Raw genomic sequence first — 24,494 nt, 5'->3', positions numbered from 1 at the left:
TGAACAGAGTTCCAGCATGAGCCACCGACGCGTCTTCAGGCGCTTTATTCTACCCAGCGCATGGCTAATCATCGGCGCGCTGATTGCCGTCAGCCTGGTAAAGCTAGCGTTCGTCGGGGGTTCCCCCGCGGCAGACGACCAGCTTTATCCTTCCGGTGAAATTCCAGCGGAGACCGTTCTCGCCGAAAAGGACACGATCAAGAACTCGCTGTCGATCCCCGGTACCATCGAGCTCGTTGAATCCCAACCGCTCTCCGCGCCCTCGGCAGGCGTCCTCAATTGGGCCTTCGTGAAAGCTGGCGACAACGTCAGCCAAGGTGACAAGATCTTCCAGCTCCGCGTTGAAAGCACGGTCGAACCAGCCCCAACCAACCAGTCCGGCCCCGGGGAACACGAAGCGGACGAAGCCGAAGCCCAGCCGGCCGACGACGCGCCAGCAACCACAGTTTCCTATCATGATGTTCTTGCTCCGGCGGCCGGAAAAGTCGGAAAGTTCGACTTCAGCATCGGCGATGAGATCGAGAAGGGCGCAACCTTGGCTTCGGTGCAGCCCCAGTCATTCCACGCGGTGGGAATCATCAAGGCCTTGGATCGCTACCGGATCATGGACGAAAACCTCGATGCCACCATCAGCATTGAAGGCGGTCCAGAACCATTCACCTGCGTCAATCTCAACGTTGGCGACCAAGCATCCGAAACACCTGCAAATGCAGCGTCCGAGGAAGAAGCAGCAATGGACGATTCTGCAGCGCAGCCCCAGGACGAGTCCAGCTCAGGCAGCGAGGTCTCTTGCGATGTTCCGAAAGATGTTGTTGTTTTCGACGGCCTCGATATGACCATGGACATCGACGCCGGCTCAGCCGAAGATGTTCTGACCGTACCCGTGACCGCCGTGCGCGGACTAGTGGGCAAGGGCGCAGTGTGGATCCTGAATGATGAAGGCAAAGAAATCCGCACCGAGGTTGAACTGGGCGTGACCGATGGCAAGGTCGTGGAAATCCGATCCGGGCTCACATCGGATGCCGAAGTCCTTCGCTACGTTCCCGGCTCCGCCCCGGCTCCTTCGATGGAACCAGGCATGGAGATCTACCCCTGATGAGTGATGCCCAGCTGCTGAAGCTTGAAAACGTCACCCGCAGTGTCCTATTGCCCGATGACAGCGAGCTGCACATCTTGAACGGCATCAACCTATCGGTATCCGAAGGCGACCACATCGCTATTGTCGGCCGCTCAGGCACTGGCAAGTCCACCTTGCTCAATATCCTCGGGCTATTGGACCGGCCAACCTCAGGCAGCCTGGCTTGGCGTGGCCACGATGCCAGCAAGCTTAGTGCCCGGCGGGCAGCCCACGCCCGCGGCCGCGACCTCGGTTTCGTCTTCCAGCAGTTCAATTTGTTGCCCGGTCGCACTGCACTGGAAAATGTCATGGCTCCCTTGATGTACGCCACCGGCCAGGATTTTTGGCGCCGGCGAACTCTGGCCGCCGAAGCCCTGGAGAAGGTGGGCCTCGGTGCCCGCCTGGACTCGATGCCCCAAATGCTTTCCGGCGGCGAGCAGCAGCGCGTGGCCATTGCCCGCGCACTGGTGCGCCGTCCCCGGGTGGTCCTGGCTGATGAGCCCACCGGGGCGCTGGATGTCGACACCGGGCGGGCTGTGATGCAGCTGCTCGATTCGGCCACGGTGGAATCGGGCGCCGCCTTGATCACCATCACCCACGACATCAACGTAGCCGCCTTGGCGCGCCGGCAATTCCGGCTCGAAGACGGAGTGCTCAAGGCGCTGGACCAGGAGGTGGCCCAATGAATCTTGTGGGAAGATTCTTCACTGGATTTGCGGCGGCGTTGCTGGAGGCCTGGCAGGAACTGCGCATCCACAGGCTGCGTGTCCTGCTCTCGCTCATTGGTGTCACCGTGGCGGTTGCCTCCCTGACGACCGCGGTGGCCGGTTCGGCCATGGCGCAGCAGCTGATGACCGAACAGCTCGAGCGCAATGGCCGACCGGCGCTGATCAGCACCTATGCCTACAGTCAGCGGAACGAACAGATCCCTTCGTCGAGCACGCAGGTCACCGAGGCCTTCGCCAAGACCGCTGAGCGGTTCAACGTCGAATACGCCTCCATGGCCTCCCGCAGCTTCGGCTTCCAGGTCTCCTCGCAGGGCACCTCACTCGATGCAGATGTGCTCGTCGTGGATCCCGACTATGCACCAATTCACCGGATCTTCGCTCAGCATGGCCGTTGGCTCGAATCCGAGGACGCGCAGAATTTGGCTCCGGCCGTTGTCGTCGACCGGACCGTGTACCAGGGGCTGGGATTAGACCAGGGTTCGCTCCCGGCCTCTATCCAAATGCGTTCCGGAAGCCAGATCGTCTCGGTGACGGTGGTTGGCGCAACGTCAACGCGCGATGGCGGGCTCGGTGGCCAGTTGTGGATGCTTCCCGAAACCTACGGGCATTGGTTCGCCGCCTCGGCGCCGCTGACTGACGCCAGCTATGAAATGTGGGTGCCAATTGACGGCTCCGAGGAATTGGCCATGAACTTCGCCTCGCAAATGAGCGCAGAGCTCCCAGGCTATTCGGTGGAATCCTTGCGCTCCGACTATTTGTCGTGGGGCGATGACCAAAGCCTGAAGCAGCTGGCATTGGTTGCCGGCGGAATCGCTGGCGTCATCCTTCTGCTCGGATCCCTGAGCCTGTTGAATGTGGCCATGGTGACGATGAAGCAGCGCATCCGGGAAGTCGGCATCCGGCGCAGCTTCGGCGCGACTACCGGCCGGGTGTTCTTCTCGGTCATGATGGAGAGCGTGGTCGCCACCGCCGTCGCCGGCGGCCTTGGCGTGCTGCTGTCAATCGCAGTCGTGACCAATCCGAAGGTGACCAACCTGCTTCTTGGATCCGGCATTGACCAGATGCCTGGATTCCCGGTTGGCGCAGCACTGGCGGGCATCGGCGTTTCGATTGCGGTGGGCGCGCTCACGGGTGCGCTCCCCGCTCTCGTGGCGGCCAGGGTCCGGATTGTTGATGCGATTCGGGTCTGATCTCCACGTGGCTTGCCGCTAGCCGGCACCGCCTTGCAAAGGCGCCGTTCAACGAATTCTTTCGTTGAACGGCGCCTTTGTTATCCGCCGAATTCCGTGGATTATTGGCCTCAATGCGTCGTCGGCCCGGCAACTTTCCGCAGTCCGCTTGACAGCGGATGAGATTCGGAGCACACTAATCGTATACGATTTGATGTACGACATGATGTATGACGAAAGTAGGACGATCAACGGTGACCACTACTGTCCCAGTAACCGAAGAGACCTTCGCCCAGGCAGGCAAAGTTCTGGCTGTGCACCTGAGCTACTCCTCCCGCGCAGCACAGCGCGGGCGTACCCCTAAATTCCCCAGCTACTTCTTGAAGGCATCCAGCTCCCTGTCTGCCACCAACGGCACCGTTGAGCGCCCAGCCGGCACCGAGCTTCTGGCCTTCGAAGGCGAAATCGCTCTGATCATCGGCACCGCAGCCCGCCGGGTCTCGGTGGAAGAAGCCTGGACCTACGTCGGCTCGATCACCGCATCCAACGATCTGGGCGTACACGATATGAAGTACGCGGACAAGGGATCCAACATCCGCTCCAAGTCCGGCGACGGCTACACCCCGCTAGGCCCCAACCTGCTCGATGCCGCTTCCTTGGACCCAGCCAAGCTGCGCGTCCAGACCTGGGTCAACGGAAACCTCGCCCAGGACGCCACCACCTCGGAACTGCTCTTCTCCTTCGCGCAAATCGTCGCCGACCTCTCCCAGCAGATGACCCTGCAGCCAGGCGACATCATCCTGACCGGCACCCCCGCGGGCTCCACCGTCTTCTTCCCGGGCGACGTGGTGGAAGTCGAAGTCACCGACCTGATCACCGGCACCTCCACCGGCAAGCTGAAGACCACCGCCACCGAGGGCACCGCCGCCTTCGGCTCGTTCGGCAACCAGCCGAAGGTCAACGAGAAGGACAAGGAAGATGCCTACGGCGATCGCACTTCGGCCGGCCTGCCTCCGGTGATCACCGGCAAGGACGCCCTGACCGATGCCGTGCGCGAACAGCTCGCCTCGGTGGCCACCGCCACCCTGTCCGCGACCCTGCGCAAGCGCGGCCTGAACAATGTGAACATCGAAGTCCCCGGCGCCACCAAGGGCATGCAGCGCGTGATCGGCACCGCCCGAACTCTGCGCTACATCCCCAACCGCGAAGACCTCTTCAAGGCCCACGGCGGCGGTTACAACACCCAGAAGCAGTCCATCGACTCGCTGAACAGCGGCGAAATCCTGGTCATGGAAGCCCGCGGCGAAACCGGCTCGGCCACTCTGGGCGACATCCTGGCACTGCGCTCCCAGCAGCTGGGCGCAGCCGGCATCATCTCCGATGGCGGTGTGCGCGACCTCGACGCGGTCTCCAACTTGGAGATCCCGGTCTTCTACAACGGCGCCCACCCGGCAGTGCTCGGCCGCAAGCACGTGGCTTGGGACAAGGACATTACCGTGGCTTGCGGCGGCGTCTCGGTCCAGCCAGGCGACGTGATTGTCGCGGACTCCGATGGCATCGTGGTCATCCCGCCGGCGCTGGTGGAGGAAGTCGCCGCCGAGGCTGTGGTCACTGAATCCAATGACGAGTTCATCTTCGCCATGGTCAAGCGCGGCTACGCCATCGAAGGCCTGTTCCCGATGAACGCGGAATGGAAAGCCAAGTACAACGCGTGGAAAGACGCCGGCAGCCCGGAGCTGGACTCATGGGTGCTGTAATGACCGCCTCGAAGTCCGAAGCCGCCTACCAGCTGGTCTCCGAGCGCATCAACAATGGCGCCTACTCGCCAGGCTACCGCCTGGTGCTGGGCACCATCGCCGAAGAACTGGGCTGCTCGGTGGTCCCGGTGCGCGAAGCGATCCGCCGGCTCGAAGCCGAAGGCCTGGTGCACTTCACCCGCAATGTCGGCGCCACCGTGGCCCACGTGGATTCGACCCTGTACCTGCACACCATGCAGACGCTGATGGTCATCGAACCGGCCGCCACCGCCCTGGCCGCCGGCTCCATGGATGCCGCCTGGCTGGCCAAGGCCCGGGAGCTGAACGAAAAGATGCGCCAGTGCCTGGAGGATTTCGACCCGGTGGCCTTCACCCGGATGAACACCGAGTTCCACCAACTGCTCTACGGACAGTGCCCCAACCCGCACATCCTGGATCTGGTGCAGCGCGGCTGGCGCCGGCTGGCGGCCATGCGGGCCAGCAGCTTCACCCATATCCCCTACCGCGCCCGTGAATCCGTCAAGGAACACGATGCGCTCCTGGACTTAATCGCCGATCACGCCACCCCGGCGCAGATCGAAGCGGCCTGCCGCGAACACCGCGCCCATACCCTGAACAGCTATTTGAAGGCTGCGGGCATGGAACCCAGCGCGATCTAGAACCTGAATTTTCACGACCCACCAACACTCACCAGCACGAAAGGAATTGCCTTGAGCAAGCACTTCGTACCAGAAAATCTGCCAACCCACCTGCAGCACTACATCAACGGCGAATTCGTGGACTCCATCGGCGGGGAAACCTTCGATGTCCAGGAGCCAGTGGCCAACACCAACTACGCCACCGCTGCATCGGCGCAGCCGGCCGACGTTGACCTGGCCGTGGCAGCCGCCGGCAAGGCCTTCAAGGAAGGCCCTTGGTCCAAGATGCTGCCACGCGAGCGCTCCCGCGTGCTGCACAAGATCGCTGACATCGTCGAATCCCGCGATGACGAGCTGGCCTTGCTGGAGTCCTACGACTCGGGCCTGCCGATCACCCAGGCCAAGGGCCAGGCACGCCGAGCGGCCGAGAACTTCCGTTTCTTCGCCGATCTGATCGTCGCCCAGGTGGATAACTCCTTCCGCGTGCCAGGCCGCCAGATGAACTACGTGAACCGCAAGCCGATTGGCGTGGCCGCGCTGATCACCCCATGGAACGTGCCATTCATGCAGGAGTCCTGGAAGCTGGCCCCGGCCATCGCCACCGGCAACTCCGTGGTCATGAAGCCTGCCAGCTACACCCCGCTCTCCGCTGGCCTGTGGCCGGATATCTTCCGCGAAGCCGGCCTGCCAGAAGGCGTCTTCAACCTGATCTTCGGCTCCGGTTCCGTGGCCGGCGACTACCTGGTCAAGCACCCGGATGTGCCATTGGTGTCCTTCACCGGCGACTCCTCCACCGGCGCCACCATCTCCACCGCGGCTGCCCCGTTCTTCAAGGGCCTGTCCCTGGAGCTAGGCGGCAAGTCCCCGGCAGTGGTCTTCGCCGATGCCGATCTGGATGCTGCATTGGATGCCACCGTCTTCGGCGTGTTCTCGCTGAACGGCGAGCGCTGCACGGCCGGCTCCCGTGTGCTGGTCCAGCGCGACATCTACGATGACTTCGTCGCCAAGTTCGCGCAACGCGCCAAGAACATCCGTGTTGGCCTGCCAAGCGATCCGAAGACCGAGGTCGGCTCGCTGGTGCATCCTAAGCATTTCGAGAAGGTCATGAGCTACATCGAAATCGGCAAGAAGGAAGGCCGTCTGCTGGCCGGCGGCGGCCGTGCAGAAGGATTCGAAGAGGGCAACTACGTTGCTCCGACCGTTTTCGCCGATGTCGCCCCTGATGCACAGATCTTCCAGGACGAAATCTTCGGCCCAGTGGTTGCTATTACCCCGTTCGATACCGACGAGGAAGCGCTGGAGCTGGCCAACAACACCAAGTACGGCCTGGCCGCCTACGTATGGACTTCCAACTTGAAGCGCGCGCACAACTTCGCGCACCAGATTGAATCCGGCATGGTTTGGCTGAACTCGAACAACGTCCGCGACCTGCGCACCCCATTCGGCGGCGTGAAGGCTTCGGGCCTGGGACGCGAGGGAGGCTACCGTTCGGTGGACTTCTACACCACCCAGCAGTCCATCCAGATCACCCTGAACGAAGCCCACTCCCCTAAGTTCGGCGTCTAGGAAGCTTCGGCTTCCCCCACCAATCTTTCCTGTTTGCAAAGGAGCAAATCATGAGCAAAGAGATCGCAAACCCGATTCCCACCCCTTCGGTTCCAGCACCGGATATCCTGCGCTGCGCCTACGCCGAACTGGTAGTCACCGACCTGGAGCGCTCGCGCAACTTCTACGTTGACGTCCTGGGCCTTCACGTTTCCTACGAGGACGAGAACCAGATCTACCTGCGTTCCTTCGAGGAATTCATCCACCACAACCTGGTGCTGACCAAGGGCCCAGTGGCTGCGCTGAAGGCCATGGCTTTCCGTGTCCGCTCCACCGAAGAAGTAGACAAGGCCGAGGCCTACTACAGGGAATTGGGCTGCCGCACCGAGCGCCGCAAGGAAGGTTTCGTCAAGGGCATCGGCGACGCCGTGCGCGTCGAGGATCCGCTGGGCTTCCCCTACGAATTCTTCTTCGAGACCACCCACGTCGAGCGTCTGCACATGCGCTACGACCTGTACTCAGCTGGCGAACTGGTCCGCTTGGACCACTTCAACCAGGTCACCCCGGACGTACCTCGTGGCCGCGCGTACCTTGAAGATCTTGGCTTCCGCGTCACCGAAGACATCCAGGATGATGAAGGCACCACCTACGCAGCATGGATGCACCGCAAGGGCACCGTTCACGACACCGCACTGACCGGTGGCAACGGCCCGCGCCTGCACCACGTAGCCTTCTCCACCCATGAGAAGCACAACATCATCCAGATCTGCGACAAGATGGGCGCCCTGCGCATCTCGGATCGCATCGAGCGCGGTCCAGGCCGCCACGGTGTCTCCAACGCGTTCTACCTGTACATCCTGGATCCAGATGACCACCGCATCGAGATCTACACCCAGGATTACTACACCGGTGATCCGGACAATCCGACCATCACCTGGAACGTGCACGACAACCAGCGCCGCGACTGGTGGGGCAACCCGGTTGTGCCATCGTGGTACACCGAAGCTTCCAAGGTCCTGGACCTGGACGGCAACGTGCAAGAAGTCATCGAGCGTACCGATGACTCCGAGCTCGAAGTCACCATTGGTGCCGACGGTTTCTCCTTCACCCGCGCAGGCGACGAAGATGGCTCGTACCACGGCCAGGCTTCCAAGGGCTTCAAGCTGGGCAACCAGGTCTAAGAACCCATAGCTGAGAAAAATCTATACGTAAGCGGCCGTGCAAGATCAAGTGATCTTGAACGGTCGCTTATGTTGGATATGCGTTCAACTTCTTACCTCAGGCGAGCCAAAAGGCTAGCAATCTATGAGGCGTTCCGAGAGACAAATGGTTTCGATATTAAACTAATTGTTGCCTGACTAATTCTGCGGATAGTCCTGTCAAAAACAGGCAAAGAGAAACTAGCTACAGTAAACACGGTCAAAAGCAGACAAATTCCGACTGCGATAACATTTCCACTCTTTTGCAGAACGATCGGCATGAGTGGCGTGACCGCCAAAACTATGAATCCATGCAATGCAAAGATAGCCAAGCTGCGCCTCCCGAGTGCCACTAACACGGTGCTGGACTTTGGCGTCAAAGACAAGAATGTGAGCACGACAAGCATTGCAATGATCATCAATCCGATACGAATCAGGATTCCGGCTCCGTCTTCGACCTTCAAACGCTCGAACGAGAAACTTCCGTAAAGCCAACCTGGACGAATATTCTGCGCGTAAAGATACGTCCAAGCAACGCCTGCCACGATGACACCAACAAGCTTAGCCACTCTTGGCAATTGGTAAGCCATACGAAGTATTACCTGCCCATATGTAGCCCCGATTACAAAGAATGGCAGGAATACCAAAGTCCTCGACAGCGTAAGGTCGTAGCCGATGGACTCGAATGTTCCTGAAAAAATCGCAGTCAAAAGTGAAACCGCTATAGAGGTCCTCGGGAATTTTCGGATAAGCGGCATTATCAGTTGCCACCAGCACATAGCCAGCAAGAACCACAAAATCCAAAATGGGATTAGTAACGAAAAAGTCTTGTTCAGTCCAATCAAATGCACTTCGATGAAGTAGAGGCTTTGGAACAAAGCCAGCATGACAAGAAAAGTGCCAATTCGTTTGGGCAATTGCGTCGGCTTAGCGGTGACGCCAGCGAGAAAAACAAATGCTGGCATGTGAAACATATAAATCGCGGTCAGTGGCAGCCGGGTTGAACGCGCATTCCATCCAGCTGTCGCTTCGAGCAAGTGCCCAAGAACTACCAAGATAATCAGGATGCCTTTAGCCGCATCAAGTCGGAGATCTCGTGTTCTTTCTGGAATTTGACGCACCGGAAAATGCTACCAGTAACTATCGCGGGCTCAACACAGCGAGAGTTCCGTGCTAGACGCTATTCATTTCACTGGGATTGGGCAAGACTGGAACCATGGTCAGTGACAACAGTTCCAGGTTTGATGATCGTAGCCACGCAGGCGCCGCGTTGGGCATGAAGCTGGCCACGACCTTGCCTGCCGGTGAGTACACGGTGCTCGGGCTGCTGCGCGGAGGTGTTCCCATTGCTTATGAAGTAGCCCAGTCCCTGGGAGCTCGACTAGGCGCCTTGGCGGTGCGCAAACTGGGTGTGCCCAGCAGTCCAGAACTGGCTTTCGGCGCCATTGCGCAGTATGCCAGCACCAGTGGCCGCTACCTCAATCCCGAAGTGCATCGACGCGCGCTGCAGTATTTCGGCCACGATGAACTGTCATCCGTGGAAAACGGGACCCACGCGGATCTCTTGGCTTTGGCCCACGCGTTCAAGGCCTACACGCCGGATCTTGCCGGGCAATCAGTGGTTCTCTGCGATGACGGTATTGCCACCGGTGCGACCATGAAGGCATCTCTTGATCTCATAGCGAAGCTGCACCCGCGCTCGGTCACCGTCGCGTCCCCGGTGATAGCACCGGAATCCTTCGCCGAACTCGCGCCATTGGCCGATGGCCTCGTTGAACTCTTGAAGCCTCGGCAAGTCGGTGCGGTTGGCGCGTATTACAAGGACTTCAGCCAGGTAGAGCAGGACGACGTGCTCAAACTGTTGAATACGAGCCCTTCGGGTAAGTAGTAGCTTGAGATTTTACTGAATCTCTTTCAACAGGGCCACATCGGAAACCAGCTCGATATGTTCCTGCATCGCTGCAGCCGCACCCTTCGGATCACCGGCAGCAATCGCTTCGGTGATTTTCCGGTGCGATTCCAAGGACCGTTCCGGACGCCCGGGCTGCCCTAGGGATTCGAGCCGCGTTTCAAGCACCATTTCAGAAATGAACGTCATCAGCTTCTGCAAGACCGACGATTTCGCAGCCCCGGTAATAGCCTCATGGAAAAGCTCGTCGCCCTTTTCGCCACGGTCCCCATCGGCAATTTCTTGGGCCATGACCTCCAACGCGTGGTTGATGCGTTTCAGGTCATCGTCGGTGCGTCGTTCCGCGGCAAGCGATGCCAATTTCACCTCGAGGGTGCTGCGCGCTTCAACGATATCCGGGAGCCGGTTCTTGTGTTCATGCAGCTCTCGCAAAACCGTCGCAACACTGGGCCGGTACACCAGGACGGCGCCCGTTCCATGCTTGACGTCGATGACACCCAAGACTTCCAAGGCCACCAGCGCTTGCGCCAAAGTCGCCCGGGAAACACCTAGCTGATCTGCCAGTTCGCGTTCAGCCGGCAGGTGATCGCCTGGCCCCAGCTGCTCTTCCTCGACGAAAGCCAGGATCTGCTGCATGAGCTGTTCATAGAGCCGCGGACGCTGCACTTTGGCAAAGCCTTTGGGCTTTTTGACTTCAGCCACGTTCACTCCTTCTGATGTGTCCTAGCTCAAACTTACACCGAAATTTTGCTTGACAAGACACCCGGAGTCTAGGAGGCTAGGCCAGTGAGCCAGTGACTTCAGTCACACCAACTACCACTCGCTTTGCGGCCTTCACGAAAAGGATTTTCCCCATGTCTGTCGCGTTAGTCTCCATCATCATCCTAGCGGTGATGTTCATCATCGCCACGATGTTCCCCATCAATATGGGGGCATTGGCCTTTGTCGGAGCATTCCTGCTCGGCGCCGTCTTCCTTGGGATGGATACCAAGGACATTCTCGCCAGTTTCCCTGGCGGCCTATTCCTCACCCTTGTGGGTGTCACCTATCTTTTTGCCATCGCGCAAAACAACGGCACCATCGACATCCTCGTCGACAAAGCCGTCAAACTCGTTGACAGCCGGATCTCGCTGATCCCCTGGGTCATGTTCGCCATCACCGCGGCCATCACCGCCATCGGCGCACTGGGCCCGGCAGCGGTCGCGATCATCGCTCCCATCGGCCTGAACTTCGCCCAGCGCTACAAGATCAACCCGCTGATGATGGGCATGCTCATCGTCCACGGCGCCCAGGCCGGCGGCTTCTCCCCGATCGCCGTCTACGGCGTCATCGTCAACGGACTGATCGAAGAAGCCGGATTCGATTTCAGCCCTACCGCACTCTTCCTCACCAGCTTCATCTTCAACCTGGTGATCGCCATCGTCTTGTTCCTGGTTCTTGGCGGACGCCAGCTGGCCGGCCAGCGTGCGGGAGCCATCGCCGAACGTGTCGCCGAAGCACGCCTGAAGGTTTCCGCCGGCGCCCACGCCGCAGACGTCGACTTCAAGGGCAGCGGCTCAGGCACCTACGGCCCCCGCGATCCCGCCGGAGACGGCGCAGCCCCGAAGGCACCGGGACAGCGTTTCGGCCAGACCATGACCATCATCGGCCTGATCGCACTGGCAGTCATCGCCCTGGGCTTCAAGGTCGACGTCGGCTTCGTTTCCATCACCATCGCCGTATTTCTGGCACTGGTCAATCCTGCCGGGCAAAAGGGAGCAGTGAACAAGATCAGCTGGTCCACCGTCCTGCTGATCTGCGGAATGCTCACCTTCGTGGGCGTGCTGGAAGAAGCCGGAACCATCGAGTACGTCTCCAACGGCGTGGCCAACCTCGGCGCACCGCTGCTGGCTGGACTGCTCATCTGCTACATCGGCGCTGTAGTCTCCGCCTTCGCATCCTCCACCGCCATCCTGGCCGCGCTGATCCCGCTGGCCATCCCGTTCCTGAACACCGGATCGATCAGCGCCACCGGCCTGATTTGCGCCTTGGCCATCGCCTCCACCGTCGTGGACGTTTCGCCCTTCTCCACCAACGGCGCACTGGTCCTGGCCAACGCCCCCGAAGGCACGGACAAGGACCGCTTCTACAAGCAGGTCCTGAGCTATGGCGGCATCGTCGTGCTCGCCGGACCGGTGCTGGCCTGGGCACTGCTGGTCCTGCCGGGCTGGCTCTAGACGATCATCCCCACAATCTAAACGCAATAATTCGAGGAGGATCTGTTGAGTTCCCTAACCGCCGAAAACGACACACTTCAAGGCACCGCCACCGGACCGCTGAGCGGATACGTAGTACTAGATCTCACCCGCGCATTGGCTGGCCCGCACGCCGGAATGATGATGGGAGACCTCGGTGCCAAGGTCATCAAAATCGAGACCGTCGGCACCGGCGATGACACCCGCGGCTGGGGCCCGCCCTTTGTCGGTCCGGAAGACAACCGCCAGGCCACCTATTTCCTCTCCTGCAACCGCAACAAGCTCTCGCTGTCGCTGAATCTCAAAGATGAGGAACACAAGGAGAAGCTGGCGGAGCTGGTCAAGAACAGCGACGTCCTGATGGAGAATTTCCGCACCGGCGTGCTGGACCGCCTGGGCTTCAGCACCCAGGTTCTGCACGAACTCAATCCCCGCCTGGTGATCCTGTCCATCACCGGGTTCGGCCACGATGGCCCCGAAGCCCACCGCAGCGGCTACGACCAGATCCTGCAGGGCGAAGCAGGACTGATGTCCATCACCGGCTCGGGCCCGGACGATCCGCAGAAGGTCGGCGTGCCCATCGCTGACCTGCTCTCCGGAATGTACGGCGCCTACGGTGCCCTGGCCGCCTTGTTGGAGCGCGAGAAAACCGGTCGCGGCCAGGTGGTGCGCACCTCTTTGCTCGCATCGATCATCGGGGTGCATGCCTTCCAGGGAACACGTGCCATGGTGGCGGGGCAAAACCCCCAAGCCATCGGCAACCACCACCCCTCCATTGCTCCCTACGGACTGTACGGCTGCAAGGATTCAAAGGTGCAGATCAGCATCGGCAGCGAAAAGCTCTGGCAGAATTTCGCCAGCAGCTTCAACCTACCCGCCGATGACCCGCGCTTCATCAGCAACGCCCTTCGCGTCCAGAACCGTCCGGCATTGAACGAACTGATCGAGCGGGCGTTCTCCGGCTATGATGCCGAAGAACTGCTGGCCGCCCTTGATGGGGCCGGCATCCCTTCTGGCAAGGTGCGCACGATTGAAGAGGTGTACGAATGGGATCAGGTGAAATCTCAAGGCCTCATCGTCGAGGTGGATCATGAGGTCTTGGGCAAGATCAATCTTCCCGGCCCGCCGCTGCGATTCTTTGATGCACAGACCAATAACGAGACCACCCGGACGGTTCATAGCGCCCCTCCGGTGCTCAACGCCAACGCCCAGGAAATTGAGCAGTGGCTGGCTTCCCGGAAGGACAATGCCTGATGAGCACCAAAACCCTGCGCATGGATGCCGCGACGCTGCTGGACATCGTCCTGGACGAAGACTCCTTTGAATCCTGGGATCAGCCGCCACGCCAGCCAAGGCTCAGCGCGCAGTACGCTGCGGACCTGGAAGCCGCTGCCGCCAAGAGCGGCACCGATGAAGCGGTCATCACCGGCAAGGGCAGGATCCACGGGCGCGAGGTCGCGGTCATCGTCTCCGAGTTCAATTTCCTGGCAGGTTCCATCGGCCAGGCCGCGGCACATCGCATTGTGGCGGCCATCCAGCGGGCTACCGCCGAAAAGCTGCCGCTGCTGGCAGGCCCGGCCTCCGGGGGCACCCGAATGCAAGAAGGAACCCTCGCATTCCTGGGCATGGTTTCCATTACCGATGCGGTCCGCCGCCACAAGGAAGCAGGCCTTCCCTACCTGGTGTATCTGCGCCACCCAACCACGGGCGGGGTCATGGCTTCCTGGGGATCGCTGGGTCATATCACGGTGGCCGAGCCAGGCGCCTTGCTCGGCTTCCTGGGACCGAGGGTCTATGAAGCGCTCTATGACCAGAAGTTCCCGGATGGGGTGCAGATTTCGGAGAATCTCTTCCGCAAGGGCTTGATCGATGCCGTGGTCCCGCCGCAAGAATTGCCGAGCCTGGTCAATCGCGCTCTGTCGATCTTGCAGCCCGTCTCCGCCGGCGGCGGATTCCCGGCCCCGGCAGGACGTCCCTTTGTGCGCGAGGCCAAGAATGTCTGGGAATCGGTGCAACTCAGCCGCAATCCTCGCCGCCCGGATACCCGCATGCTGCTGGCCTCAGCCGACGAGGCGTTGCCCTTGAACGGCACCGGCCAGGGTGAAAAGGACCCCGGGCTGATGCTGGCCTTGGCCCGCTTCGGCGATCAGCCATGCGTCGTGCTTGGCCAGCAGCGTCCACGACATCCGGAGACCGCCAGCCTGGGTCCTGCGTCCTTGCGCGAAGCACGTCGCGGAATGCAGCTGGCCCAGGAGCTCAAACTTCCGCTGGTCACCATCATCGATACCACCGGCGCCGAGCTTTCGGTGCAGTCCGAGGAAGGCGGCTTGGCCGGGGAAATCGCGCGCTCTCTCAGTGAATTGATCGGGCTGCGCTCCCCCTCGGTTTCAGTCCTGCTGGGCCAAGGCACCGGCGGCGCGGCGCTCGCCTTGCTGCCGGCGGATCGAACGCTCGCGGCGGAAAACTCCTGGCTCTCGCCACTGCCACCCGAAGGAGCCAGTGCGATCATCCACCGCACCACGGAGCATGCAGCGCAGATGGCCCGGCAGCAAAAGATCGGGGTACCAGATCTTTGCAGTTTTGGCCTTGTTGACCATGTGGTGGAAGAACAGATTGACGCGGCCAGCCGTCCTCGCGAGTTCTGCCAGGAACTCGGGGCCGCCATCGCAGCGGAGATCTCCTTGGCTCGCGCTATTCCTGATGCGCACCGCCTTGCACGGCGGCAGCTCAAGTTCCAAAGCCTGGGCGAGGCTGCCGATTAAGGTCCCGCAAAGTTGATGAGGTTCGAACCCTTCGTGGTTCGAACCTCATCACCGTTTATGCTGCCTAACGCGCACTAGACTTAACACCATGACTGCAACGCTCGTGGCCAAAGACCTCGCAGGTGGCCACGCCCACCGAACCCTGTTCTCCAATTTGAACTTCACCGCAACCACTTCCGATGTTTATGGCGTGGTGGGAGCCAACGGCGCAGGAAAATCCACGTTGCTCTCTTTGCTGGCCAAGGCGGCCACCGCCCAGTCGGGCACCGTGAGCACAGCCCCTGATTCAGCGTTCATCGGTTGGCTGCCGCAGGAACATGAACGCGTCCCCGGCGAAACGATTGAAGCCTACCTGGCCCGTCGCACCGGGTGCGCGCAGGCCACCGCACGCATGGAAGAAACCGCCCAGGATCTGGGCAGTGAAAAGCCAGGTGCCGATGACGCCTACGCGACGGCATTTGACCACTGGATGGCTTCCGGAGCGATGGACCTGGAGGATCGGATCCCCGAGGTTCTCGCGAAGCTGGGCTTCACCCTGCCTGTTGACACGGAAATGTCTGCCCTCTCCGGCGGGCAGGTCGCGCGGGTCGCATTAGCCGCCCTATTGCTCTCGCGCTTCGACATCGTCCTGCTCGATGAGCCAACCAACGATCTCGACTTGGCCGGACTTGAGCTGCTCGAAGAGTTCATCAACTCCCTGCGTGCACCGGTCATCCTGGTGTCGCACGACCGCGAATTCTTGGCACGCTGCACCACCGGGATCATCGAATTGGATCTGGCGCAGAACAAGGTTGCCGTCTACGAGGGCGGGTACGACTCCTACCTGGCCGAGCGCGCCATCAACCGCAGCCATGCCCGGGAAGCCTATGAACAGTTTGAAAACCAGAAAGCGGACCTCGTAGCCCGCGCGCGAACCCAGCGCGAGTGGTCATCCCAAGGCGTGCGCAACGCCATGCGCAAAACACCGGATAATGACAAGATCCGGCGCCGCGCCAACAGCGAATCCTCGGAAAAGCAGGCCGCCAAGGTCCGCCAGATGGAATCGCGCATCGCCCGCTTGGAAGAAGTCGCCGAACCGCGCAAGGAATGGGTCCTGCAGTTTTCCATCGCGGCTGCGCCACGGGGCTCATCGGTCATGTGCACCCTGAACGAAGCTCAGCTCACCCAAGGCGATTTCACCTTCGGCCCGGTCTCGGTCCAGGTGAACGCCGCAGATCGCATCGGCATCACCGGTCCGAACGGCGCCGGCAAGTCCACGCTGCTCAATCTGCTGCTCGGCAAGCAATACCCCGACCAAGGCACCGCGTCGCTGGGAAGTTCGGTCAGCATTGGTGAAATCGATCAGGCCCGCAGCCAGCTTCCGGGCGACCTGCCTCTGGGCCAGGCCTTTGAGCTGGCCGTCCCTGAATATTCTTCGGCTGAGGTACGGACCCTCCTGGCGAAGTTCGGGCTCAAGGCGGACCAGTCCAGTTCTCTGGTTGCTTCTTTGTCGCCCGGCGAGCGCACTCGTGCGTCGATGGCATTGCTCCAGGCCCGTGGGGTGAACCTGCTGATCCTCGATGAGCCGACCAACCATTTGGATGTCCCTGCCATCGAGCAGCTGGAGGAAGCGCTCGAAGCCTACGAAGGCGCCCTTCTGCTGGTGACCCACGACCGGAGATTGCTTGAGAACGTCCGGCTGACGACCCGCTGGGAAATTTCGGATGGAAAGCTCACCGTCCAGTATTAACAATTACTGAACCTAAGGTCTTTTAGGGCTGGTTCACAGTAGCCCGCCGTAAGCTTGGTAGCAGAGGAGCCGAGACTTTCAGTTCTTTCGACTGAAATGTCGCCCGCTACAACAGCCAAGGATTCGACTTGAGTAGCAGTTCCGTACTTCCATCCACCGCACCCTCGATCAGGCCGGGAGATCCCAAAAGCTTCTTCCACGTCAAGAAACTCGTTCAGGATGCAGGTTTATCCGGTCGCCGGCGCGGCCATTACCTGGGTCTTGGAACGGTTCTGACGGTCCTCATGGGTTCGGCCGTTGCCGGCTCCATCCTGCTCGGCCACAGCTGGTTCCAGCTGCTGATCGCAGCTGCCGTGGGCATCCTGCTCACCCAGTTCGCATTCTTGGCCCATGAGGCCGCGCACCGCCAGATCCTGTCTTCGGGCAAAACCAACGACAAGCTGGGCCGGTTCCTGGCCAACGTGGTAGTGGGCATCAGCTACCAGTGGTGGATGAACAAGCACAACAAGCACCACGCCACCCCGAACACCATCGGCAAGGACCCGGACATCGAGTGGGACACGATCTCGTTCCAGCCGGTTGATGCCCAGCGCCAGCGCGGCTTCCTCAAATGGATCACGCAACGCCAGGGCTACCTCTTCTTCCCGTTGCTGACCTTGGAAGGCGTGAACCTCCATATCCAGTCGATCCGCTACCTGTTCACCGCGGAACGCACCAAGCGCCGCAAGCGCGAAATCGCGGCCATTGCGTTGCGCGTCGGCCTGTATTTCGCTTTGATCTTCACCTTTTTGCCAGTGGGCATGGCCTTTGCCTTCATCGGAGTGCAGCTTGCAGTCTTCGGCATCTACATGGGCGCTTCATTCGCCCCGAACCACAAGGGCATGCCCATGGTTCCCGGGGATGCACGCATCGACTTCTTCTCCCGGCAGGTGCTCACTAGCCGCAACATCATGGCTCGCTCATCATGGGGAAACCGGGTGCTCTCCCACCTCTTCGGCGGACTGAACTACCAGGTCGAACACCACTTGTTCCCATCGATGCCCCGGGCAAACCTGGCCGCTGTGTCGAGCATCGTGCGCCAGTACTGCGATGAGCACCAGATCCCCTATACCGTAGCGAGCATCCGGGAATCCTACGCCCAGGTGATTACCTATCTGAACAAGGTGGGACTCTCGGCACGGGATCCATTCGACTGCCCAATGGTTTCCGGGTACCGCGTCAGCTCCTAACAGCCACCCCGAGATCCATGATCAGCTAGGAATTCTTGCCTTCTTTGGCGAGGATTCCTAGCTCTTTCTCTTTCAGATCGAAGATGGCCATCGAGCCGTCATCTTGCAGCTTGCCGGTCGCGGCTCGCGATAGCCAGTCGTCTACGCCCTCGCAGAACATGCGTGTGCCGCCGAGCGCTATGAAGTCCACGTCCGCGGCTTCGGCCCATTGCCCGAACAGCCGATTGCAGCCATCAAGTCCGACAACGCGTCCGTCATGGAGAAGCTCAAGCCATGGTTGCCTGTGGTCCTTGCTGCCCCAGAGGCCAAGCAGTTGTCCAGCTTTGACCGTTGCTCCCCTTTCCGAGGGTTATACCGCAGGGTATCAGGGCTGGGAGTCCACCGGCTGGCTTGGTTCCTTGGGACCAACGACGTCGATAGCGCCGGTCACCGTGCGCTGTACGCCCGTGGTCACGGGGACATACTCTTCGCGAGTGGATACCGCTGGCTTCCCGTGGCCGTGGCGCATGTCGGCGACCGCCACCAGCAAGGTGGCGATGACAAGCACCGAGATCGCCACGAAGGAAAGCTCCATCGCCACAGAGTACCCGGCAACGTGATTCAGCCCGTAGAACACGGCGGTAATCACCGCGATGCCCACCGCCGTGCCAACACGCTGCGAGGTCTGCATCAGTCCCCCGGCGCTGCCCGAGTTAGCCACCGGCACTTCCATGAGGGTCAGCGCCTGATTCGGGGAAATGATGAACCCCTGGGCGATGCCGATGAAGGCCAGGGACAGAAGCATCCACCACACGTTCAGGCCAAGGCGATCTTCGAAGAACACCACGGCAATGGTGGCCAGCAAGCCGAACAGCGCACTGAGCGTGCCGCCGATGACGAGCTTGCGACCCAAGGTCGTGGCATAGCGCCCAGCGATATGCGAGCTGAAGGCCGACAGCAATGCGGCCGGCAGGCAGATCAGTCCTGCTTCGAGGGCCGTGAACCCTTGGGATGCCTGGACATAGATGGCTACCAGCACCCAGACGCTGGATACGCCCATGAAGTACAGTCCCGCGATCAAAGTTCCGTTGGTGAAGCTGCGGATCTTGAACAGCGCCAGCTCGACCATGGGCTCGCGGCCGCGTTCCTTGTACTTCTTCTCCCACAGGACCCACACGGCCAGCAGGACGACCGCCGCGGCCAGAAGCCACCAGAGCACCGGGTTTTCCCGGCCTTGGACGAAGGGCAGCAGCAAGGCGAAAATACTCAGGGCCAGGACGATTCCGCCCACCGGGTCCAGGTCAAGCTTTCCAGCGGGTTTGGTGAACAGCGGTTTTGGAAGCCACAGCACCGCCAAGACGATGGCCAGGATCCCCACGGGCACGTTGATCAGGAAGGTCGACCGCCAGCCGGCATCGGCGCCAAGCCAGTTGATCAGCAATCCGCCCAGGACCGGTCCGACAGCGACCGAGAATCCGACCACGGTGCCGAGCAATCCGTAGGCCCTGCCTCGTGCCGCACCGCGGAAGTGTTGTTGGATCATGCCCATCACCTGGGGGTTGAGCAGGCCGGAGCCAATGCCCATGATGAAACGCGCGATATTCAGCAGCATCGGATCCGCTGCCAGCCCGGCCAAGACGCTGGCGGCGGTGAAGATCGCAACACCGGCAACGAACATGACACCGCGGCCTAGCAGGTCGCCCGCACGCCCGGCAGCAACCAGCACAACGCCGAAGGTCAAAGCGTAGCCGGCCAGCACCCATTGCATATCGGCTTCACTGGCCTGAAGCGTCGACCCGATGGATGGCAGCACCACATTGACGATGCTGACCGAAACAAGCGACATGAACATCGCTGCGAGCAAGACACCGAGAAGCCGCCACCGCGCCCCAGCTGATAACTCGCCGGGTTCTTGGGATGCTTCTGGCTTGCTTGGTGACATCGGGGCAACTTTCCACACGGTATTCGGCCGCAGGAGCGCGACGGTTCTGCATCGTTCAGCGCCGCCTGATCACAAAATATTCCCTGACGAGGAACTTTCAGCCTGGGTTGAGCTAATTTTCGCCGTTGATCTGCAGCAGTCGTTCGACGGCGAGTATTCGCAGCTCGATGACCTCGTCGAATAGCTCATCACTGGTTTGTTCTGGCAGCCCAAGAGCCTGTTGCGCGTATGGTGCAGGAACCTCGGGATAAAAATCCAGCCACTCTTTGGGCACCGGATGGCTGAAGAAGTCCGGGGCTCCTGGGACCCGCCGGTCATAGAAGTAGTCGACATGCAGCACAAATCCCAGAACGTCGCGTTCCAGCGCGCGAACCATGCCCACTGCCTGCTTCAGGGTCAGCCCAATCTCGACGTAGAACTTCAGCACCCGTTCCATCAGCTCGGTGCGGCGTGGACCTGGCATGACGTGGATTTTCTCGTCCATGCTCAGCTGCGAGGCGCGAGGGAAAGCCCTGTAGGCAGATCGTGTAGCGCTGTAGGCGTCGCGCACGCTGTCTTTCCAGTGGGCGCAGTCGAATTCGACATTCGGGCTAATGGCCAAGAACTGTTGCATGGCAAGATTGATAACTTCTTCGCGGTCTGCCACGTAGTTGTACAGCGCCCGCGGAGTCACCCCGAATTCTGAGGCCAAGCGGTGCATGGTCAGGGCGCCATAGCCCTCGGAACCTGCGATCTCCAATGCTTTTTGTCCCAGCAGTTCTTTGCTCAGACTTGCAAACTCTGAATCCTTGCGGGGGCGCCCGCGGCCGCGCTTGGCGGGTGGCGCGGTGGAAGTTTCCTTATTATCGGCCATGTCACGAGAATATACGGAAGTTCCGAGTAAATCTGCTTTGTTAGCATCGACCCGCTAAAACAGCGCGAGCAGCTTCCTTGCCCGCTCGTGCCACATGCCAGCAGCCACCGCCAAGTGGCCGACGGCGAAGGACACGCCTCCGGCCAGCCATGGCCATAGCAGGACCGCATTAAAGGTCGATGGCAGCGCGGCGATGGCCCCGGCCACCATGACCAGCAACCCCGCGACCACCAATGCGATATGGGCAGCCTTCCACCGGGTCGGGAGCAATGCTGCAAGAACTGCCAGCAGCACTGCAGGTGCCAGCACCAGCCATGCTGCGCCGGCAAAGTGGGCCAGCCCCTGGTAGGTGGCCAGGGCGATGGCCGCAATAAGCAAGACCGCGGCAGTAGCCAGCCAAGCAGGGCCCGGCCGGGCCATCGAACCGCGCATCATCAGCAACGGCGTGAAGACTTGGGCCCATAACAAGAGTGTTACCGGGATGAAGTACAGCGATAGGATTCCTCCGCCGAGGCACACTGCGGTCATCGCTACCGCCCCGAGGACCTGAAGGACCATTCCGAAAGCGCCGTTGAGCCACAGCGGCAGCAAGCTGAAGACGACCGGGATGAAGGCAAGCCAGATCAGCTGGCTGCCAATGGCTTCTTCAAGTCCTGACAACCAGCCGTTACCCGATGACAGGTACTGATCGATGCCTCCTGTGCCGATGAGCGCCTGCTGCGGCGGCGCGAAAAGAACAACGATGACCGTCATCAGGGCCAGCGCAAAAATCGGCCAGGCAAGAATCCTCGTCAGGAAATGCTTTCCGCTGCGGACTTCCAGGTCTTCGGGTTCTGTTCGTTCAAATTTGCGTGCGCGGGTCGCTGGCTCCCCCAGCAAGTTGATCAGTTCGCGCTTGCGGCGTCCGCCATCTGGCAGCCGGAGGATCTCTTCACGCGTTTGTTCCAGGACCTGCTTTCGTTCCTGTTCGGAGAGGAAATCCAGGGCGCGACGGAGCTGCTCCAAATAATTGCGGGCAGCGCGCGGCAGATAAGACTTCATGCTTTTCACTTTACGTGTTCTTTAAAGCCGACGAGCGCAGCATGGCCGGTGCCTGCGTTAGGCATCGGCCATGCTGCGCTGAGTTGTGGGCCTGACTGCTACTTGCCAGCACCGGCGGTCAGCCCGCCGACAATGTACTTCTGCAAGAACAGGAACAACGCCATCACAGGTATTGCGGCCAGCACTGCGCCGGCGGCAAAGACAGACCAGTTGGAGGTGAATTCTTCGGAGACGTAGGAATACAGTCCCACAGCAAGCGTCTGGTTTTCCGGTGACACCAAGACCACCGATGCCAGCACGAAGTCGCTGGTGCTGGAAATGAAGGTCAGCAAGCCGACGACAGCCAGAATCGGCGAGACCAAGCGCAGGATCATGGTGAAGAAGATGCGGGCGTGCCCGGCGCCGTCGATCTTGGCCGCTTCATCGATTTCCACCGGAATGGTGTTGAAGAAGCCATACATCAGGTATGTATTCACGCCCAGCGCTCCGCCAAGGTAGACCATGATCAATGCGATCTGGTTGTCGGTTCCCAAGGCCGGAAAGACATCGCCCAACGAGGTGAGCAGGATGAAGATGGCCACCACGGCAAGCAGCTGCGGGAAGATCTGCACAACTAGCAAGCTGACCAAGCCGACTCGGCGTCCGGTGAATCGCATGCGCGAAAAGCTGTACGCCGCCAAGGCACCGAGGAAGACCGAAGCCGCAGCTGTGGTGAGCCCGATGATCAGGGTATTGGCAAACCAGGCGCCATAAGGGCGCTGCTCGTTCTGGAAAAGATCAATGAAGCTCTGGAATCCAATGGTGGAGAAGAACCCGTTGGAGGAGAGCAGGGTGCCATTGGGATTCAGCGAGGCCGAGAGCACGTAGAGCAGTGGGAACGCCGAGTAGACGCACAACGCCACACCGATCAGGTGCCGCCATCCGGTGGTGGCGAACCACTTTCCGAAGCTTCGCCGGGCAGGATATGGGATCGGACGGAAGGTCGGAGTCGTTTCGGGGTTTGAGGTTTCGGTGCTCATTAGTTCAACTCCTCCAGGGCCTTGGTCTGCTTGAAACTGATAATCGAAATGATCGCGACGATCACGAAGATGATGATGGAGAACGCGCTGGCCAAGCCGTAGTCACGCTGGGAGCCAACGAAGGCGACCTTGTAGACCATGGAGATCAGGATGTCGGTGGCGCCGACGTTGAGTCCGGCGTCTTCCAGACGTGGCCCGCCTTCGGTGAGCATGTAGATCACGTTGAAGTTGTTGAAGTTGAAGGCGAAGGAGCTGATCAGCAGCGGTGCCACGGAGACCAGGAGCAAAGGAAGCTTGATCAGACGGAAAATCTGGAATGGCTTCGCCCCGTCGATGGTCGCGGCTTCGGACAGTTCCTGCGGGATCGACTGCAGGGCACCGGTGCACACCAGGAACATGTACGGGAAACCGAGCCAGAGGTTGACCCAGAGCACCGAGAATTTCGCCAGCCACGGGTCAGTCAGCCACGGAATACCGGCGCCGCCAAACAGCACCTGGTTCACGAAGCCGAAGTCCTTGTTGAGCATGCCTGCCCAGACCAGTCCGCCGAGGAATGCCGGGAAGGCATAGGGAAGGATGGAGATGACGCGGTAGATCTTCCGACCCTTCATGCGCATGTCATTAAAGACGATGGCCAGGAACAATCCAAGGAAGAAGGTGGAGGCCACCGAGAGCAAGGCGAAGGCGAAGGTCCATACCGATACCGAGAACAATGCGCCGCGGATGGACGAGTCGGTGAAGGCGCGGGAGAAGTTGTCGAAGCCGACGTTGATGGACCAGCCCGGCATCAGCTGTGTTCCGTCATCTGCGGTGAATGCGCCAACTCCGGTGTCCTTGTAGACCAATCCGGTCTTCTGATCCGTCATGGTGTCCGCGGCTTCGTCGTACTTCAGCGACGAGGTGTACTGGTAGGCGGTGCGTCCGTCGCTGGTGCGCAGCGTTCCGTCGGCAGGATTATCGCTGACCGGAACCTTCAGGGAGGTGACTTCCTGCTGGCGGCCGAGCAGGTCCGCGAACGTGAGTTCTTTGTACTCCCCCAGCGATGCTGGATCCACTGGCGCCAGCGCATCGATTTCATCGCCGATGAGCTGCTGGCCTTCACGCTCGATGAGCATGGCCAGCCCATCATCGCCGCTGTAGACCTTGACCGGATAGCCTGGCGAGCCTTCAACACGTTCCTGGTTGGACTGCAACAAGGCCGAGACGGCGTCTGCCTTGTCGGAGTTGTGGCCCGAACCGTAGTTGGTGAAGGCGATGTATCCGGTGTACCCGATGACAAAGACCTGGAAGATCAGCAAGAAGATGGTGCCGGGCAGCAGGTACTTGGCCGGGAGCCATCCCTTCTTGAAGTAGACGACGTTGATCAGCACGGTGATCACGGCGATGACGGTGGCGATGGCCCAGGCTTCGCGTCCGATGGCCGTGAAGAGAGCGAAGACGGCGGTGGCATCCACGATCGCGATGACGATGATCTTGATTAGGATGGAGCCGATACTCGTGCTCGATGCGTTGGCAAAACGCTGTGCCGCTGGCGACAGCTTGCGTTTCGGTTCGTCGCTGTGACGTGGCGGTGCCTCTGGGGCAGTCTTAGTCATCTTCCAGATGTCCCTGTCAGTAAAGTTCAATTGGTGCTGGCCTGGTAAA

Annotated in this window: 21 protein-coding genes; 13 read left to right on the top strand and 8 right to left on the bottom strand. The window is 60.5% G+C overall.

Annotated elements, in window-relative coordinates; all coding sequences use genetic code 11:
• Positions 1 to 16: 16 nt before the first annotated feature.
• From D3791_RS14760 to hpaD, 7 genes are all read left to right on the top strand, one after another.
• Complete coding sequence (locus D3791_RS14760) at positions 17 to 1,096, top strand: efflux RND transporter periplasmic adaptor subunit (protein ID WP_172512635.1); 1,080 nt, start codon at positions 17 to 19, stop codon at positions 1,094 to 1,096.
• The gene (locus tag D3791_RS14755; RefSeq protein WP_172512634.1) at positions 1,096 to 1,803 is read left to right on the top strand and encodes an ABC transporter ATP-binding protein; all 708 of its coding nucleotides are present in this window, start codon (positions 1,096 to 1,098) and stop codon (positions 1,801 to 1,803) included. The genes D3791_RS14760 and D3791_RS14755 overlap by 1 nt, the downstream gene beginning before the upstream one ends.
• On the top strand, positions 1,800 to 3,035 hold the full coding sequence (locus tag D3791_RS14750) for an ABC transporter permease (RefSeq protein WP_172512633.1): 1,236 nt from the start codon (positions 1,800 to 1,802) through the stop codon (positions 3,033 to 3,035). The genes D3791_RS14755 and D3791_RS14750 overlap by 4 nt, the downstream gene beginning before the upstream one ends.
• A gap of 209 nt (positions 3,036 to 3,244) precedes the next feature.
• Complete coding sequence (locus D3791_RS14745; protein WP_172512632.1) at positions 3,245 to 4,771, top strand: fumarylacetoacetate hydrolase family protein; 1,527 nt, start codon at positions 3,245 to 3,247, stop codon at positions 4,769 to 4,771.
• Positions 4,771 to 5,430: a GntR family transcriptional regulator gene (locus D3791_RS14740; protein WP_028268748.1), complete on the top strand. Its 660-nt coding sequence runs from the start codon at positions 4,771 to 4,773 to the stop codon at positions 5,428 to 5,430. Before D3791_RS14745 ends, D3791_RS14740 begins: the two co-directional genes overlap by 1 nt.
• A 51-nt stretch (positions 5,431 to 5,481) precedes the next feature.
• Positions 5,482 to 6,975 carry a 5-carboxymethyl-2-hydroxymuconate semialdehyde dehydrogenase gene (gene hpaE, locus D3791_RS14735; RefSeq protein ID WP_172512631.1) on the top strand — a complete coding sequence of 498 codons (1,494 nt, stop codon included), beginning with the start codon at positions 5,482 to 5,484 and terminating at the stop codon, positions 6,973 to 6,975.
• Positions 6,976 to 7,037: 62 nt separating this feature from the next.
• Positions 7,038 to 8,135 carry a 3,4-dihydroxyphenylacetate 2,3-dioxygenase gene (hpaD, locus tag D3791_RS14730; protein WP_172512989.1) on the top strand — a complete coding sequence of 366 codons (1,098 nt, stop codon included), beginning with the start codon at positions 7,038 to 7,040 and terminating at the stop codon, positions 8,133 to 8,135.
• A gap of 122 nt (positions 8,136 to 8,257) precedes the next feature.
• Here hpaD and D3791_RS14725 read toward each other — a convergent pair whose 3' ends face one another.
• The gene (locus tag D3791_RS14725) at positions 8,258 to 9,274 is read right to left on the bottom strand and encodes an acyltransferase family protein (RefSeq protein ID WP_172512630.1); all 1,017 of its coding nucleotides are present in this window, start codon (positions 9,272 to 9,274) and stop codon (positions 8,258 to 8,260) included.
• 95 nt (positions 9,275 to 9,369) lie between these two features.
• On the opposite strand from D3791_RS14725, the gene D3791_RS14720 reads away from it, so the two are divergent.
• On the top strand, positions 9,370 to 10,041 hold the full coding sequence (locus D3791_RS14720; protein ID WP_172512629.1) for a phosphoribosyltransferase: 672 nt from the start codon (positions 9,370 to 9,372) through the stop codon (positions 10,039 to 10,041).
• Positions 10,042 to 10,053: 12 nt separating this feature from the next.
• Here D3791_RS14720 and D3791_RS14715 read toward each other — a convergent pair whose 3' ends face one another.
• Positions 10,054 to 10,764, bottom strand: a complete 711-nt coding sequence (locus D3791_RS14715; RefSeq protein ID WP_061952555.1) for a FadR/GntR family transcriptional regulator — start codon at positions 10,762 to 10,764, stop codon at positions 10,054 to 10,056.
• 152 nt (positions 10,765 to 10,916) lie between these two features.
• Between D3791_RS14715 and D3791_RS14710 the strand changes: the two genes are divergently transcribed.
• The 5 genes from D3791_RS14710 to D3791_RS14690 all read left to right on the top strand — a co-directional run bounded on the left by D3791_RS14710 (position 10,917) and on the right by D3791_RS14690 (position 18,016).
• Positions 10,917 to 12,278 carry an SLC13 family permease gene (locus D3791_RS14710; protein WP_172512628.1) on the top strand — a complete coding sequence of 454 codons (1,362 nt, stop codon included), beginning with the start codon at positions 10,917 to 10,919 and terminating at the stop codon, positions 12,276 to 12,278.
• Positions 12,279 to 12,320: 42 nt separating this feature from the next.
• Positions 12,321 to 13,550: a CaiB/BaiF CoA transferase family protein gene (locus D3791_RS14705; protein WP_425483164.1), complete on the top strand. Its 1,230-nt coding sequence runs from the start codon at positions 12,321 to 12,323 to the stop codon at positions 13,548 to 13,550.
• Complete coding sequence (locus tag D3791_RS14700) at positions 13,550 to 15,058, top strand: carboxyl transferase domain-containing protein (RefSeq protein WP_172512626.1); 1,509 nt, start codon at positions 13,550 to 13,552, stop codon at positions 15,056 to 15,058. Before D3791_RS14705 ends, D3791_RS14700 begins: the two co-directional genes overlap by 1 nt.
• Before the next feature lie 88 nt (positions 15,059 to 15,146).
• On the top strand, positions 15,147 to 16,787 hold the full coding sequence (locus D3791_RS14695; RefSeq protein ID WP_172512625.1) for an ABC-F family ATP-binding cassette domain-containing protein: 1,641 nt from the start codon (positions 15,147 to 15,149) through the stop codon (positions 16,785 to 16,787).
• A 128-nt stretch (positions 16,788 to 16,915) separates the two neighbouring features.
• Positions 16,916 to 18,016 carry a fatty acid desaturase family protein gene (locus D3791_RS14690; protein WP_172512624.1) on the top strand — a complete coding sequence of 367 codons (1,101 nt, stop codon included), beginning with the start codon at positions 16,916 to 16,918 and terminating at the stop codon, positions 18,014 to 18,016.
• Between the two features lie 25 nt (positions 18,017 to 18,041).
• Here the strand turns inward: D3791_RS14690 and D3791_RS14685 are convergent, their stop codons facing one another.
• From D3791_RS14685 to D3791_RS14660, 6 genes are all read right to left on the bottom strand, one after another.
• Complete coding sequence (locus D3791_RS14685) at positions 18,042 to 18,329, bottom strand: META domain-containing protein (RefSeq protein ID WP_172512988.1); 288 nt, start codon at positions 18,327 to 18,329, stop codon at positions 18,042 to 18,044.
• 51 nt (positions 18,330 to 18,380) lie between these two features.
• Positions 18,381 to 19,937: an MFS transporter gene (locus D3791_RS14680; protein WP_172512623.1), complete on the bottom strand. Its 1,557-nt coding sequence runs from the start codon at positions 19,935 to 19,937 to the stop codon at positions 18,381 to 18,383.
• A 112-nt stretch (positions 19,938 to 20,049) separates the two neighbouring features.
• The gene (locus tag D3791_RS14675) at positions 20,050 to 20,790 is read right to left on the bottom strand and encodes a TetR/AcrR family transcriptional regulator (protein ID WP_172512622.1); all 741 of its coding nucleotides are present in this window, start codon (positions 20,788 to 20,790) and stop codon (positions 20,050 to 20,052) included.
• A 54-nt stretch (positions 20,791 to 20,844) separates the two neighbouring features.
• A complete protein-coding gene (locus D3791_RS14670) occupies positions 20,845 to 21,831 on the bottom strand; it encodes a DUF1700 domain-containing protein (protein WP_172512621.1) in 987 nt (328 codons plus the stop codon).
• 98 nt (positions 21,832 to 21,929) lie between these two features.
• On the bottom strand, positions 21,930 to 22,850 hold the full coding sequence (locus D3791_RS14665; protein ID WP_022876292.1) for a sugar ABC transporter permease: 921 nt from the start codon (positions 22,848 to 22,850) through the stop codon (positions 21,930 to 21,932).
• Positions 22,850 to 24,445, bottom strand: coding sequence for an ABC transporter permease subunit (locus D3791_RS14660; protein WP_172512620.1), 1,596 nt, complete (start codon positions 24,443 to 24,445; stop codon positions 22,850 to 22,852). Before D3791_RS14660 ends, D3791_RS14665 begins: the two co-directional genes overlap by 1 nt.
• Positions 24,446 to 24,494: the final 49 nt, after the last annotated feature.

It is taken from the genome of Glutamicibacter mishrai, from assembly GCF_012221945.1.
GTDB classification, from domain to species: domain Bacteria; phylum Actinomycetota; class Actinomycetes; order Actinomycetales; family Micrococcaceae; genus Glutamicibacter; species Glutamicibacter mishrai.
This window is presented reverse-complemented; position numbering and strand designations above follow the sequence as displayed.

What these genes read in the sequence shown, in the direction of transcription:
- D3791_RS14760 (WP_172512635.1), top strand. Translation starts at nt 17, where the DNA reads ATGAGCCACCGACGCGTCTTCAGGCGCTTTATTCTACCCAGCGCATGG.
- D3791_RS14755 (WP_172512634.1), top strand. Translation starts at nt 1,096, where the DNA reads ATGAGTGATGCCCAGCTGCTGAAGCTTGAAAACGTCACCCGCAGTGTC.
- D3791_RS14750 (WP_172512633.1), top strand. Translation starts at nt 1,800, where the DNA reads ATGAATCTTGTGGGAAGATTCTTCACTGGATTTGCGGCGGCGTTGCTG.
- D3791_RS14745 (WP_172512632.1), top strand. Translation starts at nt 3,245, where the DNA reads ATGACGAAAGTAGGACGATCAACGGTGACCACTACTGTCCCAGTAACC.
- D3791_RS14740 (WP_028268748.1), top strand. Translation starts at nt 4,771, where the DNA reads ATGACCGCCTCGAAGTCCGAAGCCGCCTACCAGCTGGTCTCCGAGCGC.
- D3791_RS14720 (WP_172512629.1), top strand. Translation starts at nt 9,370, where the DNA reads ATGGTCAGTGACAACAGTTCCAGGTTTGATGATCGTAGCCACGCAGGC.
- D3791_RS14710 (WP_172512628.1), top strand. Translation starts at nt 10,917, where the DNA reads ATGTCTGTCGCGTTAGTCTCCATCATCATCCTAGCGGTGATGTTCATC.
- D3791_RS14700 (WP_172512626.1), top strand. Translation starts at nt 13,550, where the DNA reads ATGAGCACCAAAACCCTGCGCATGGATGCCGCGACGCTGCTGGACATC.
- D3791_RS14695 (WP_172512625.1), top strand. Translation starts at nt 15,147, where the DNA reads ATGACTGCAACGCTCGTGGCCAAAGACCTCGCAGGTGGCCACGCCCAC.
- D3791_RS14680 (WP_172512623.1), bottom strand. Translation starts at nt 19,937, where the DNA reads ATGTCACCAAGCAAGCCAGAAGCATCCCAAGAACCCGGCGAGTTATCA.
- D3791_RS14675 (WP_172512622.1), bottom strand. Translation starts at nt 20,790, where the DNA reads ATGGCCGATAATAAGGAAACTTCCACCGCGCCACCCGCCAAGCGCGGC.
- D3791_RS14670 (WP_172512621.1), bottom strand. Translation starts at nt 21,831, where the DNA reads ATGAAGTCTTATCTGCCGCGCGCTGCCCGCAATTATTTGGAGCAGCTC.
- D3791_RS14665 (WP_022876292.1), bottom strand. Translation starts at nt 22,850, where the DNA reads ATGAGCACCGAAACCTCAAACCCCGAAACGACTCCGACCTTCCGTCCG.
- D3791_RS14660 (WP_172512620.1), bottom strand. Translation starts at nt 24,445, where the DNA reads ATGACTAAGACTGCCCCAGAGGCACCGCCACGTCACAGCGACGAACCG.